The sequence below is a fragment of the Shewanella nanhaiensis genome, assembly GCF_019457885.1.
GTDB lineage: Bacteria > Pseudomonadota > Gammaproteobacteria > Enterobacterales > Shewanellaceae > Shewanella > Shewanella nanhaiensis.
The window spans coordinates 153281-166186 of record NZ_JAHZST010000003.1 but is presented as its reverse complement, the minus strand read 5'-3'; the positions used below and the strand labels follow the sequence as shown (position 1 = coordinate 166186).

The following is a 12906-nucleotide window of genomic DNA, read 5'->3' as shown; positions in this document are numbered from 1 at the left end:
TGTATGATTTTAGTCTCTCATAATGAGTTGGTGGGCGTAGCCACTAAAGCCTTTCAAGGATTGAGATTACCTTATGGGGAAGCTGATCTTATTGCCAATATGGTTGCAGACCTAGAGATGGTCGGTTTACATGGTATTAAGCACTTTATTAATGCGCTTAATTATCTTGGAAATAAAAATAACAAGCCTTGTCATATCACTTTTGAATCATCCGTTGAAATTAATATTGATCTCAACGATGAGAGTATATTGTGTCATATTCCAACAATTCTTGGATATATCTCTGATAAGTTACTAGATGAAAATAGCGTTAAGTTAAATATTAATAATTGCTGTAATCGATGGTTAGCGTTTGGTGAGCTCTGTAAACTGTCAAAGAATGGTATATCCATTAATGCGTGTTGGAATGATTTTTTTGAACCTATTGGTATTAAATATCTGCTTAATTCGGGTGATGAGCTTCCTGATATATATATTAAAAGAGTAGAGGAAGCGAATAGTGACTTGGCGATAAATAGTAAAAGGAGGCTTACTATTGAGTTTAGTAATACACATTTTAAGCTGCCTAATTCAGATGAGTATCAACAACATCTATCATCGACTCGATTAAAGAGGTACCAAGAGGAATCTTGGACTAAAGGGATCTCTGTGCAGGTTAGCGATTGGGAAAAACTGAAACGTTCGTCACAAGCTATTTTAGTACCTTGTAAGAGCTGATCTGTTTTTATTATTATAATATGTGTCAATAATAAAGTAATGATAAGTTTTATTTATTAATTAATAAAAATTAACCGTTGGTAATAGTTTTGAGTGGATGTAAATATTTACATTGTCAGCTCGAATGATTTTTGTTGAATCTTAATTGTAGGTCTTCAATATCTATTGGAAACTTTCTGGTTAGTTGTGACTTCGAACATTAAATAACATTCATAGAGTTGGAATTTAAATCTACAAGTATTTTAATAAAGGTTTAGAAACTACTATGAAATATAATAAAACTATAAATTTAATTGCGATTTCAATTGTTCTATTCACCTCTAGCAGCTCTGCTGGTGAGCTGTTTGATTGGTATGGGACGATTAGAGCACAAGTGCAAGATACCAATAATGGTGAGCTTGAGTATAAGGATAACTATTCTCGCTTGGGGGCTGCGGGAAGTGCGGAGATTTTAGATGGCATAAAAGCTAGCTATAACGTTGAATTTAGGCTGTTTACCAGTGACGGTTCTTTTGCTGGCAGCGACTCACGTGCAAGGCTAGCTAACATTGGCTTAGAGAGTGAGTATGGTTCTCTACTCATAGGTAAGCAGTATTCGCCACAGTGGAATTACACCAATAATGCCATAGATATTTTTGCCGATGTTGACCAGTCAGCAGGCTGTACTAATGAGGCATCAGGTGTGATCTGTCACACCAGCCGTTATGGTTTATTCGGTTATGACCAAGCTGGAAACGGTCACTATGTTGAGGTGCTAAGGCCTGACAGGGCGGTCACCTATACCACGCCCGAACTTAATGGCTTTCAAGCCTCTGCGATGGCGATACTCAATGACGGTGACGTGAAAGCAAGCGCTGATGGTTCAGACAGTGAAACTTTAGTGGGCTACAACATAGCGGCAAAATATAAGTGGCAAGATTTTACTCTCTCTGCAGCACGGTTTGAGGTTAGCTCGTTTGTCGAGGAAGCCAGTATTGACTCAGTTCAGCTGGTATATAACCACGACAAATTAAGTATTGCTGCCCATTATCAGATGTCAGAGGATCTTAGGTTTTATGAAGGCTTGCCCGCTGCTGGTGAGATGGTTGAAGAGCAAGTTTATGAGATCTACGCTGGATATAAATTTAGCGAGGTGCAGATACAAGCCGCTTACTCAATTGTTGATATGACCTCTCCAAGCAATGTGAATGTCGATACTGATCATCTACTTATTGATGTTATTTACCCCCATAAATATGGTCGATTTTATGCTGAATACAGCATGTGGGGAGATGAAGCTGAAGAGTTATTCATTGCGGCGGATACAGTCATATTAGGCGTGCAGTTTGACTTCTAATTCATGGCTAGTTGGTTCGTTGCGATGTTAGAGAATAAAGCGTACCTATTTTAATGAGTTAGAACCTTGGCAGTTCAAAGGTGCCCGAGATGGTTTATGGGCACCTTTTCTTACTCTATTGAACCGATTGAAGTGACTGCTTAGGCTGCTTATATATGGTCTCATTTTTGGATGCAAGAAGTGAAAATATGCTCCAGAGAAAATTAGCTATAGCGCAGAGTATCAAGGGAGGTGTCCAACTGCCTGTATATTCATGCACCGCGCCCATGATGATGGGGCCTGTCGCAGCCAATAAGTAACCTAGGGATTGCGCCATACCAGATAGTGTTGCTGCTTGGTGTGCATCTGTGGTGCGAAGGCTTATCAAAGCTAATGCGACTATAAACCCGCCGCCAGCACCAAAACCAAATAACATGGCCCACAATATCGCAAGAGAGGGGGCTAAGATAAGTCCAATTACCGCGATCATGCCTGAAAGGGTTAAACCTAAGCTCAGCAGGCGTTTATCTTGAATTCTAGACATGATAGGTATCAATACAATGGCTGGAACTGCGGTAAACAGCTGCAGTAAACCATGAATGATACCAGCCTCCTCATGGCTGTAACCTGTGTCGACCAAGATGGTGGGAAACCAGCTAATGAAGATATACATCAGAAACGAGTTAAGAGCTAAGAATAGCGTGATATGCCAGGCACTAGGAGAGCACCATAGATAGCTGTGGCTATCTAGTTGACTGGTATTTTCAGCAGCAGGAGTGTGATTGCGCATCTGAGGTAGCCAGATGAGAATCGCAATAATGGGGAATAGGATGATACTCCCTAGGGAGAAAGCCCAAGTCGGGATCAGTTTTATGCTTAGGTTTTCGGCAACATGAGTCAAAGGGATCGCTAAACTGGCACTCAGAGCCGAGCCCACACCCATCATTAATACATAGATTGAGGTGATAGTCGCCACTCTATTTGGAAAGTCTCGCTTCATTAAACTCGGTAGCAATACATTGGCGATGGCTATCCCAGCTCCAATGATTAAGGTGCCGATAAACAGGGCTGCACCAGAGCCTTGTGACCGAACGGTTATGCCAGCTAGAAGCAGAAATAATGAGATCATTAGGGCGTGTTCTAGCCCTTTTTTTTGAGCCAGCTTGGATGCAAGTGGTGAGAAAAATGCGAAAGCTAACAGGGGAAGTGTGGTTAACATGCCCGCTTGCGTCGCTGATAAGTGAAGCTGTTCCCTGATGAGGTCGAGTAGCGGCCCGACACCTGTGATTGGACTGCGTAGGCTAATTGCGATTAGTAGCACTCCAAGTAGTAGGTAAGCGGTACTGGTGAGCCGGGAGGTTTGATCTTGTGTCACTAAGGAGGTCCTAATATTGCAGTTGATGATTTAGTTATATTAAATGCTAACTCGGCTACTGAATTGAGATATAGTGACTTCATATATCTAAAAACGGTCAATTCATGTCAGCTAAATCCCCCAACTTTCCAGACTTTGATTCTGATAGCTATCCGCAAAAAGTGGTCTCGTTGCGAGCAACAGGAGGGGAGCATGAGGCGGAGACACCATTTCATCAACACCATAAATGTCAGCTAGTGCTGGCTTTGAGTGGATATGTGAAGTGTAAAATTGCAGATGCCATCTGGATGGTTCCAGCGCATTGTGCTGCGTGGATCCCAAGTCAAGTGCCACACAGTAATCGTATCTCTAGCAATGCAGATGTGTGTATGTTGTTTATCGACCCTGATATTAACGGAATGCCCGATAGAAGCTGTACTCTGTCAATATCTCCACTGCTCAGGGAGCTAATCGTCCATTTAACGGAGCAAGATCAGCGCTACCTTGATGAGAGTGCCACAGCTAGATTAGTTGGGGTGCTAATAGAGCAACTGCGAAATATGCCCACTGAACATTTCGATTTTCCTACACCGATTGAACCTAGACTCAATGCCATAGCAGCTCAACTCATGACTACTCCCGACGACAGACGCAGCGTCGGCGAGTGGGCGAGGCAATATGCCATGAGTGAACGTACCTTAGCCCGGTTGACTAAACAGGAGACGGGGTTGACATTTGGTCGCTGGAGAGGCCAGCTACATATTGTACTGGCACTACAGAAGCTTGCCTTAGGTGAAACGGTGCAGCGGATCGCGGAAGATTTAGGTTATGAGTCTGTAAGTGCCTTTATTACCTTTTTTAAGAAAACATTAGGTAAGCCGCCAAAGCGATATATGAAACTAAAAAACTGATGTTTTTATAACTGGGCTAACCTTTTAGTGGGATGCTTCCCGCTTCTATAAAGCGGGAGTATATACTCAAACAACTTCAAGGTGCAGGATTCAGCATGTTGAGAAGTGACAGAGTTCAAGGCATGAAATAGTAGGACTAGTTATTCTAATTCAATATTTCATAACACAGAAAAATGTTGCTTCTCGCCATGCCCTTCGGGAGTTCCCGTAGAATATCTGCACTGTGTTACTGATATCAATAAGGGAATAACCATTATTCTCAATCACTGCCTTGTTCAGCTATCCTACGGGAGCTCTGAAACGAGCATCTTGAGGTAGCTTGGGTATTGATTACAGTAGATTAGGAGGTTTAGGGAATTTTATCTTTTTTAGTGGAAACCTTCTGGTTAATGCAAATCCGGCTTTATTTAATGTGTTATGAGCTCTCTCTTTATTCAGGTGTAGATCATAAAAGTGTTGTAATTCATCTAAGCCAACAGGTTGGGAATAGAGATAGCCTTGATGTAGATATACACCACGTTCACTAAGGTAGTCTGCCTGAACTTGAGTTTCGACGCCTTCAGCAATCATCTCCATCTTTGACTCATGCCCAAAAGCGATAATTGATTTCAGTACGCCAGCTTTTAAATCGTCAGTGCCTATGGTGTCGATAAACATCTTATCTATCTTAATGCTGTTAAATCCTAGTTTTTGCAAGTAACTGAATCCGCCAAATCCTGTACCGAAATCATCGAGTTTAAAGCCTTGGCATTGAGAAGCGAGCCGCTCGATCTCAATAGTGGCTTGTTCAAAGTTCTCCATCGGCTTGCGCTCCGTTAACTCAAAACATAATCTTTGAGTATCACAGCTTTCATGTTTATCAAGCCATTGACTAAGCAGCCCCTTTTCAAGATGTTCGGCAACAATGTTAATACTGACCCATCCAAGCAGTTTGGGCATGTCCCGCTTGACCTGCGCTAGGGTTGATTCCGTTATAGGAATAATCAGTCCTGAATCCTCCGCATAGGGGATAAATTGATTCGGCAGGACCAAGTTACCATCGCTTCTACGCCAGCGAACCAGCATCTCCTGTCCCACAATTTGATTGCTACGGGTATCTATGATTGGTTGATAAAAAGGGATAAATTCACTGTTTTTTAATCCATTGACCAGCATACTTTCCAAAGATATACGGCGCTGCTGCCAATGCCAGTAACTGATAGCGCCTAGAGATGATAAAACTAAGCTTAGGCAAACTAAGTTAAGCCAAATTTTGTCATAAAAGAGCTGATACATAGCATCGCCACTGTTCAATGTTTGAGTCAGATCCAATGCGGGAATGTAACGGCTAACAGTTCTACTATTTTTAGTGTTAGATACGGTTTGTTTTCCCCGTGACACCAAAGGCAACCCATGGTACTGGATATCTACCTGATAACAGTTAGGGCAGAGCTCAGTGAGAAAGCTGTTGAATACCGTGCTGTTAGTGATGGCAATTAAGCTGTGTTCACCAACAGGGAACTCAAAAATAAAGTCACGGAAAAAAGGATTTTGATCATTTGATGTACTGATCTTTATCTCGGTTAGAGGAATTTTTTTTGTTTTCTTTGCCAAATAATTATACGGAGAGGGCAAATTTGAACATTTTAAGCCATTCGCCAGCTCCATCTGAACTAGGCGCACCATCTTTGGGCTAAACTCAGTGCTCCTTAACAGGGCAATATCGGCCTCGTTACAGCTCCATGAGAGCAGTGACAAGTTCGCTTTTCCCTCAGGTGTTGCCGCTGAGATGGTCTGTTTAAGCATAGATTGTTCAAGCAGGGCTAAATCCTGTTGAAGTTTTGATTCAAGCTCATATTGTGCTATTTGCGGATGAATTAACGCCACCAAGAGTAAAGGGATAATAAAGATAAGCAAGGTATGAAGCCAAGGAGCTTTGCACCAATGAGTTTGATGCTTGGATTGCTTAATTAGCAAGGCTGTACTCTCTAAGGGGACGTTGTCGCAAACGTGATATATGTTGATCTAACTAGTAATCTTTTGTACAGATTACGTACGGTTAAGGGGGCGCATTATCCACCAAATTACTTTATCTACTGTGAGCTAAAGCACAAATCTAGAAAGCTTAATTTAAATAATGGTAAAGTATGAACTGTTACTAAGCTAATGGCAGACTTTGGTTTTTTTAATTTGTTTTATTTTGGGGTCATAATCAAGATTATGGTTTCAGGGGAGTATTTTATTTCTATTATTCACTTTGATAGATGGGCCTATGATCTCAGGGATATTCAGGGGTGAAATTTTTTCCTATCAAGCAGGGTCTATACCTAGTGTTGTTGATAATGAAATGTTCATCTGTCAGCCAAATTCCAACCGAGGAGAAATTATTATGGCAATAGAAAGAGCCATCTTAGCTGGTGGGTGCTTTTGGGGGATGCAAGATCTTATTCGTAAGCGTGAAGGCGTGATTGCTACGAGAGTGGGTTATACCGGTGGTGATGTGGTTAATGCCACTTATAGAAACCACGGTACCCACGCTGAAGGGATAGAGATCTTATTCGATAACACGCGAACTAGTTTCAATGAGATCCTCGCTTTCTTCTTTCAAATTCATGATCCGTCTACGCCTAACAGGCAGGGTAATGATAGAGGCTCATCTTATCGTTCAGCGATCTTTTATGATTCAAATGAGCAGAAAGAGCAGGCACAGAAGATGATTGTCCGCATGGATGCATCTGGGATCTGGCCTGGACCTGTGGTGACTGAGTTGGTCCCTGCGGGTGATTTTTGGGAGGCGGAGCCTGAACATCAAGATTATCTGGAATTGAGGCCGAACGGGTATACATGCCATTTCCCTCGACCGGACTGGGTTTTGCCAAGTGAAGAGTGATAGCCGTTAAGGCTTCTCTTTTTTACTAAACTTAGGGTCAGTCATATACTGGCCCTTTCTTTTGGCGACTGTTATTGAGTAAAGTCAATAATAGTTATTAAGCAATTGGACATAAAGATGAGCGATAAAGAGATCGATCTGGGATTAACATTCGACAATAGTTATTTCGATAAGCTGGAAGGTTTTTATGTTGCTTGCTCTGGAGCGAAGGCGCCTGATCCTAAGCTAATAAAGCTCAATGATGCACTGGCTAACAGAGTGGGTTTGACCAATGCTGACCCTATCTCACTTGCCCAGGTGCTATCGGGTACTATTGCTCCTTCAGGTTCGTCGCCGTTAGCCCAAGTCTATGCCGGCCATCAATTTGGTGGATTCAGCCCACAACTGGGGGATGGCCGCGCCTTGCTGCTGGGGGAAGTGCTTGATAAAGATGGTCATCGTCTGGATATACAGCTTAAGGGGTCAGGTCGAACGCCATTTTCACGGGGCGGAGATGGTAAGGCAGTACTCGGTGCCGTACTGCGTGAATATATCGTCAGTGAGGCTATGTTTGCCCTTGATATCCCAACGACCAGAGCCTTAGCTGTGGTCACCACTGGCGAATCTGTGATGCGCAGCCAGTATCTGCCAGGGGCTGTGTTAACTCGGGTAGCATCCAGTCATCTTCGTGTAGGGACATTTCAGTTTTTTGCCTCACGTGGTGAAAATGACAAGGTGAAGCAGCTGGCCGATTATGCCATCGCTCGTCACTACCCTAAGGTAGAGGAGAGCAAGCAGCGCTACTTTGATTTTTTATGTGCCGTTAGAGATAAACAGGCTGAGCTGGTGGCTAAGTGGCTACTGGTTGGCTTTATCCACGGTGTGATGAATACTGACAATATGACCATTAGCGGTGAAACCATAGACTATGGTCCCTGCGCTTTTATGGATAACTACGGCTCTGACACTGTATTTAGCTCAATCGATAGAGATGGTCGCTACTCCTATAATAATCAGCCTGTGATGGCTCAGTGGGATCTGGCGCGTTTGGCCGAAACGCTATTGCCGCTTATTCATGATGATCAGGATGAGGCGATTGCACTTGCCACAACGGCTGTTACTGGTTTTTGGGAGGTGTTCCAGCAACACTGGACGGCTGGCATGAGACGTAAGCTTGGGCTGTCGGCTCAGGAGGAGGGAGATTTTGCTCTCGGAGAACAGCTGCTTGAATCCATGTCTGGTGAAGAGGTTGATTTTACTCAACTGTTCCGTCAGCTTGCGTTAGATCTGCAAAGTGGTAGTGATGAGAGTCAAAAGCTGTTTAATAATGCAGATAAGTTTCTTGTGTGGAGAGGGGAGTGGGAGACGCGTTTAGCTAAAGAGTCGTTAACTGTGTCAAAGCGTATAGAGATGATGAACAGTGCTAATCCTATCTATATTCCTAGGAACCATCAGGTTGAACGTGCTATTGAGGCCGCTGAGATGAGAGGAGATTACCAGCCTTTTGAACAGCTTCTTACTGTACTGGCGACGCCTTTTACGCTTCAAAAAGGTGCCCAGGAGTATGCAGAGCCTGCACCTAATGATTTTGGTCCCTATACAACTTTCTGTGGGACATAACGCTTAATCTTGTTGGTAAAAAACATTACCGTTTTTAGCTGTGGTGCTTTTTTACTTTTATTTTTGGGCGTATGTAGAAATTTCAGCTCCTTATCCGTCTTTAATACAACCAAGCGGTTAGCTTGGTACTTGTACCTTTTATAAAAATTGCGTCATTAAGGAGATAACAATGAAGTTTCTAGCATTAATCTATAGCCAACCTGAGAGTGAGCCTGAATACAATACGCCTGAGTGGGATGAGATGCTCAAAGATTACATGGCAATTACAGAAGAGTTTAAACGTGATGGAGTATTTATTGCTGGCGAAGGGTTGCAGGATGTGAGCACTGCGACATCGGTTAAAGTTCGCGTTAATCAGGCGGAGCTTCATGATGGTCCCTTTGCTGAAACAAAAGAGCAACTCGGTGGTTTTTATCTGTTGGACTGTAAAGATCTCGATCAGGCTTTGCAATACGCCGCCAAGATCCCTTCCGCTAAGTGGGGGACCGTTGAAGTCCGCCCTGTGGCTGAGTATTAATCAGCTCTTTTACGCAGAAAAGGGGGGCTGATGATTGGGCTTATATCTGAACAACTAGATAAGTTAGTTCGTGAAGATAGGGGGCGGATCATGGCAACCTTGATGGCTCAATTCGGTGATTTAGACCGTTGTGAGGAGGCGTTTCAGGACGCTCAAGCCTTAGCGATGCGCGCATGGTTTAGAGGCGTTCCTGATAATGCCAGAGCGTGGATCTTAACAACTGCCCGTCGCCGAGCGATTGATAGTATTCGCCGAGAGCAGTGTTTTCAACATGTCGTATCAGATCTTAGTGAAGAGTTTAGTAGTGAGCTCTGTTTGCCCATCTCAGAAGAGGAGCTTGATGAGTTCTCACTGCCAGATGAGCGCTTAAAACTCCTGTTGATCTGTTGTCATCCAGCTCTTGAGGAGAAAACCTCTGTGGCGTTATCTCTTCGATTTATCGCCGGTTTAACAACAATCGAGATCGCCCGAGCTTTCCTTGATAAACCAGCAACCATAGGCCAGAGGATCACCCGAGCCAAAAGCAAGATCCGCTTAAGTGGCATTCGTTATGGTATGCCAACTCATGAGCAACTCGATGTTCGTATTGCTGCAGTCCTTAAGGTTATCTACTTTATTTTCAATGAGGGGTATGCCTGTCAACAGGGAGATGGGCAGTTGCGATTGGACCTGTGTGAAGAGGCGCTTTATCTGGCAGAGCTAGTATCGCAGCTGCAGCCTAATAACGCAGAGGCTCAGGGTTTATTAGCTCTGATGCAGCTCTCCTATGCGAGAAGCGCCGCTAGGCAAAGTGACGAAGGGCTTTTTATTCCGTTAGAGCTACAAAACCGTGAACTGTGGAATGGAGAGTTGATCAGCAGTGCCTGTCAACGTCTAGAACGTGCACTCGAGCTGGGGGAGTTAGGTCCATACCAACTTCAGGCGAGCATTGGGGCCATACATTGTGAGGCGAAGACGTTTAGCTGCACTGACTGGCCACAAATAGTGATGATGTACCGATTACTGTTTAAATGCCAAACCAATGATGTGGTGTTGCTTAATCTGTTTGTTGCCGAGTCCTACATTTATGGAGCGGAATATGGGTTACATAAAATTGAGCCCCTATCTCGCTCCTTGTCTGCTTATCAACCATTTCATGCGGCACGAGCGGAACTCTTATCAAAACTAGCGCGCTTTGATGAGGCTGTTAAAGCGTATGGGCAAGCGTTGGCTTTAACCTCTGTAGTCAGCGAAAAGCGATATCTGCAGATGCAAAAACAGCAGGTAATGATAAGAAAGGAGGAGTCAAAAGAGGATTAGAGGGGCATCTGAATTTTGATATAGGAGGAGCATGATGGGGAGTGAAAAACTGGGGTTGAGCGGTACCTGTTACTGGTGTACTGAGGCGATATTTCAGTCATTAAATGGAGTTGAAGCCGTTGAGCAGGGGTGGATATCCTCAATTGGTGAGGATGACTGGTTTTCTGAAGGGATCATTGTCACTTTTAACCCTGAACTTATCAGTCTTAAAAACCTTATAGATGTACATCTGCATACCCATAGCAGTACTAGAAATCATTCGATGAGAGACAGATATCGAAGCGGTGTTTATGCAATTGAACCTAAGCAGTTGCCTGAAATAGCAGATGCTTTAATGGTGCTGCAGAGTGAGTTTACTGAAAAGTTAATTACGCAAGCTTACGCTTTTAATCTGTTTAAGCCATCGGCTGATGAGATGCAAAACTATTATTATAAAGATACAGAGCGCCCGTTTTGTCAAAATATAATAACGCCTAAATTGCAAAAGTTGCTTGATACCCACGGGGAGTTGCTCAATAAGGATAAATTGAATCTCTAATGCTTATTTGGGGTTATCTAGAAGCCGGAAAGCTAAGCGTTTTCGGCTTCTGCTTAGATTCAGCTCAAATTACTTTTTACGGCCAAGTACTTTAACACCAGCTCTAGAGCCGTCTGAATTACCAAACACCTCTAACTTTTTAACGCAGCGGTTATAACCGAATCCGCGCCATTGTGTTTCTTGATCTTTTTTCAGATCGCGATAGAAACTGATGGTTTTCGTGCTGCCGTTGTTAAAGGTGACAATAATCTTCTCAAGGTTCAGGTTTCGCTCGGCTCTGACCTTTAATGCATCTGATTTACGGCAGATAAGTAGTGGTATTTTTGCACCGTGATCACCCGCACCCAATAAAATAGTACGACCTAAAGTGATCTGATCATCGGCTTGAGCTAGGCAAGCAGTGACAAGTAAGCTAGTGGTCACTAAAGCCTTAGCTACCAGTTGTTTTATGTTCATATTTAATACTAGTGAGTCAAAAGGGCGGCTACACTAGCCCCAAGCTCAAGACTGCGCTATCAGATGATGACAATTATTCGATCTAGATATCATTTTATCTCTATTAAGTGCTGTTAAAAGCCACAATGACGGCGCTTTATATGAGATTTAGGTAAAGACACGACAGATATTCCCGTTCTCTAGCTATGGGTGGTCAGCTTCTAGCTTTCTTGGTGGTTTTGGATACAATAAAGCTTATGTTTATAGAGCTGAGAGCATCTAAATGAAGCGAGCTAAAATATTGATAATTGATGATGATCCTGTTTGTACTGGGTTATTGCTTGCTGTTTTAGGTGATGATCATCAAGTTTTTACTGCTAACTCTGGCGATGGGGGGATAGATATTATCGATACCCAAACACCTGATCTTATCTTGCTCGATATTACCATGCCCCATGTTAACGGCTATCAAGTGTTAAAACACCTTAAGGCTGACCCGAGTAAAGCTGATATCGCAGTGATAGTGATCAGTAGTTTAGTTGAAACATCCGACAAAGATTTTGCGTTAAAGTTAGGCGCTGATGATTATATGACTAAGCCAGTTTTACCTGCCGTTTTGCAAAATAAAGTGGAGATGTTTTTACAAAGGTAAACTGTTCACTCTCTTACTTTTCATAACTCCTCAGCTCTTTCCTAAGGGGCTCCTGCTCATCCCACATTAACTAAGATTAAAAGTCGCTGTTATCTTATGTTGATATAATCGCACTAACGTTACTTCTTAACTTAAAGAGATGAAATCATGCAGTTTAAACGTCTTGTCCTACCCGCTCTATTTACGTTGGGTTTAGGAGGTTGTGGCTATTTTGATGGCGATGAAAAGCAGCAGTTAGAGCAAGCTTGGTTAGCCAAAAATGCGCAGTTACAGCAAGTGATTGAACAGATCCGCAGTCAAGGTATCGAAGCGGTAGCAAATGGCGCCGAAGTGGGCAGTGTCGCCGCTTGTGTTGCCAGTAAACTGGAGATGGATCCCCTTGGTGAGCTGGTTAATGTAGAGGGGGCTTTAGTTGAGCCTGCCAAGATTGCAGAGCTTCTTAGTGAACTAGAAGGCTTAATGGAGCAAGATTTTAGTCTGGAAAGTATCTCTAGTTTGCTGCAAAAAGGGGCCGATGCGGCGGCTTATGCTAAACAGATCATTGCAGATCAGGGATTAGAGAAAGGAGTGGAACATCTACAGCAGATGGCTGATTCTAGCAGAGAGTTTGCCAGCGAAGATTTAGGAGCTCACTTTCAACAGCTATTGAGTGAGTGCCAGTAATAACCTGTTCTTTCTTCGGCGGCAAGGTTACCATAGT

13 protein-coding genes are annotated in these 12906 nt (G+C 43.2%); 10 read left to right on the top strand and 3 right to left on the bottom strand.

Annotation, left to right across the window (positions count from 1 at the left end; translation table 11 throughout):
- The first annotated feature begins 3 nt into the window (after positions 1-3).
- Together K0625_RS05290 and K0625_RS05285 are read left to right on the top strand one after the other, a co-directional pair.
- The gene (locus K0625_RS05290; protein WP_220108717.1) at positions 4-717 is read left to right on the top strand and encodes a DUF3726 domain-containing protein; all 714 of its coding nucleotides are present in this window, start codon (positions 4-6) and stop codon (positions 715-717) included.
- A 265-nt stretch (positions 718-982) separates the two neighbouring features.
- Positions 983-2053 carry a porin gene (locus K0625_RS05285; RefSeq protein WP_220108716.1) on the top strand — a complete coding sequence of 357 codons (1071 nt, stop codon included), beginning with the start codon at positions 983-985 and terminating at the stop codon, positions 2051-2053.
- Between the two features lie 115 nt (positions 2054-2168).
- On the opposite strand, the gene K0625_RS05280 is transcribed toward K0625_RS05285, so the two are convergent.
- Positions 2169-3407: a CynX/NimT family MFS transporter gene (locus K0625_RS05280; protein WP_220108715.1), complete on the bottom strand. Its 1239-nt coding sequence runs from the start codon at positions 3405-3407 to the stop codon at positions 2169-2171.
- A 104-nt stretch (positions 3408-3511) separates the two neighbouring features.
- On the opposite strand from K0625_RS05280, the gene K0625_RS05275 reads away from it, so the two are divergent.
- Entirely contained in the window at positions 3512-4297 is a 786-nt protein-coding gene (locus K0625_RS05275; protein ID WP_220108714.1) for an AraC family transcriptional regulator, read from the top strand.
- 330 nt (positions 4298-4627) lie between these two features.
- Here the strand turns inward: K0625_RS05275 and K0625_RS05270 are convergent, their stop codons facing one another.
- Positions 4628-6253 (bottom strand): EAL domain-containing protein, encoded by a 1626-nt coding sequence (locus K0625_RS05270; RefSeq protein WP_220108713.1) that lies wholly within the window; start codon positions 6251-6253, stop codon positions 4628-4630.
- Positions 6254-6665: 412 nt separating this feature from the next.
- Here K0625_RS05270 and msrA point away from each other — a divergent pair, with 412 nt between their 5' ends.
- The 5 genes from msrA (at position 6666) to K0625_RS05245 (ending at position 11119) form a co-directional block, all read left to right on the top strand.
- Positions 6666-7166, top strand: a complete 501-nt coding sequence (gene msrA, locus K0625_RS05265; protein WP_220108712.1) for a peptide-methionine (S)-S-oxide reductase MsrA — start codon at positions 6666-6668, stop codon at positions 7164-7166.
- A gap of 117 nt (positions 7167-7283) precedes the next feature.
- On the top strand, positions 7284-8765 hold the full coding sequence (locus tag K0625_RS05260) for a protein adenylyltransferase SelO (RefSeq protein WP_220108711.1): 1482 nt from the start codon (positions 7284-7286) through the stop codon (positions 8763-8765).
- Between the two features lie 169 nt (positions 8766-8934).
- A complete protein-coding gene (locus K0625_RS05255) occupies positions 8935-9282 on the top strand; it encodes a YciI family protein (RefSeq protein ID WP_220108710.1) in 348 nt (115 codons plus the stop codon).
- Between the two features lie 30 nt (positions 9283-9312).
- Positions 9313-10581, top strand: a complete 1269-nt coding sequence (locus K0625_RS05250; RefSeq protein ID WP_220108709.1) for an RNA polymerase sigma factor — start codon at positions 9313-9315, stop codon at positions 10579-10581.
- A gap of 31 nt (positions 10582-10612) precedes the next feature.
- Positions 10613-11119, top strand: a complete 507-nt coding sequence (locus K0625_RS05245; RefSeq protein WP_333473833.1) for a peptide-methionine (S)-S-oxide reductase — start codon at positions 10613-10615, stop codon at positions 11117-11119.
- A 69-nt stretch (positions 11120-11188) separates the two neighbouring features.
- Here K0625_RS05245 and K0625_RS05240 read toward each other — a convergent pair whose 3' ends face one another.
- Positions 11189-11575: a DUF2541 family protein gene (locus K0625_RS05240; RefSeq protein WP_220108708.1), complete on the bottom strand. Its 387-nt coding sequence runs from the start codon at positions 11573-11575 to the stop codon at positions 11189-11191.
- A 262-nt stretch (positions 11576-11837) separates the two neighbouring features.
- Here K0625_RS05240 and K0625_RS05235 point away from each other — a divergent pair, with 262 nt between their 5' ends.
- Together K0625_RS05235 and K0625_RS05230 are read left to right on the top strand one after the other, a co-directional pair.
- On the top strand, positions 11838-12206 hold the full coding sequence (locus tag K0625_RS05235; protein WP_012323473.1) for a response regulator: 369 nt from the start codon (positions 11838-11840) through the stop codon (positions 12204-12206).
- Between the two features lie 147 nt (positions 12207-12353).
- Positions 12354-12869: a hypothetical protein gene (locus K0625_RS05230; RefSeq protein ID WP_220108707.1), complete on the top strand. Its 516-nt coding sequence runs from the start codon at positions 12354-12356 to the stop codon at positions 12867-12869.
- Positions 12870-12906: the final 37 nt, after the last annotated feature.

Excerpts from the sequence above, each read along its gene's own strand:
- K0625_RS05260 (WP_220108711.1), top strand. The coding sequence starts at position 7,284 with ATGAGCGATAAAGAGATCGATCTGGGATTAACATTCGACAATAGTTAT.
- K0625_RS05255 (WP_220108710.1), top strand. The coding sequence starts at position 8,935 with ATGAAGTTTCTAGCATTAATCTATAGCCAACCTGAGAGTGAGCCTGAA.
- K0625_RS05285 (WP_220108716.1), top strand. The coding sequence starts at position 983 with ATGAAATATAATAAAACTATAAATTTAATTGCGATTTCAATTGTTCTA.
- msrA (WP_220108712.1), top strand. The coding sequence starts at position 6,666 with ATGGCAATAGAAAGAGCCATCTTAGCTGGTGGGTGCTTTTGGGGGATG.
- K0625_RS05240 (WP_220108708.1), bottom strand. The coding sequence starts at position 11,575 with ATGAACATAAAACAACTGGTAGCTAAGGCTTTAGTGACCACTAGCTTA.
- K0625_RS05245 (WP_333473833.1), top strand. The coding sequence starts at position 10,613 with ATGATGGGGAGTGAAAAACTGGGGTTGAGCGGTACCTGTTACTGGTGT.
- K0625_RS05235 (WP_012323473.1), top strand. The coding sequence starts at position 11,838 with ATGAAGCGAGCTAAAATATTGATAATTGATGATGATCCTGTTTGTACT.
- K0625_RS05275 (WP_220108714.1), top strand. The coding sequence starts at position 3,512 with ATGTCAGCTAAATCCCCCAACTTTCCAGACTTTGATTCTGATAGCTAT.
- K0625_RS05250 (WP_220108709.1), top strand. The coding sequence starts at position 9,313 with ATGATTGGGCTTATATCTGAACAACTAGATAAGTTAGTTCGTGAAGAT.
- K0625_RS05230 (WP_220108707.1), top strand. The coding sequence starts at position 12,354 with ATGCAGTTTAAACGTCTTGTCCTACCCGCTCTATTTACGTTGGGTTTA.
- K0625_RS05290 (WP_220108717.1), top strand. The coding sequence starts at position 4 with ATGATTTTAGTCTCTCATAATGAGTTGGTGGGCGTAGCCACTAAAGCC.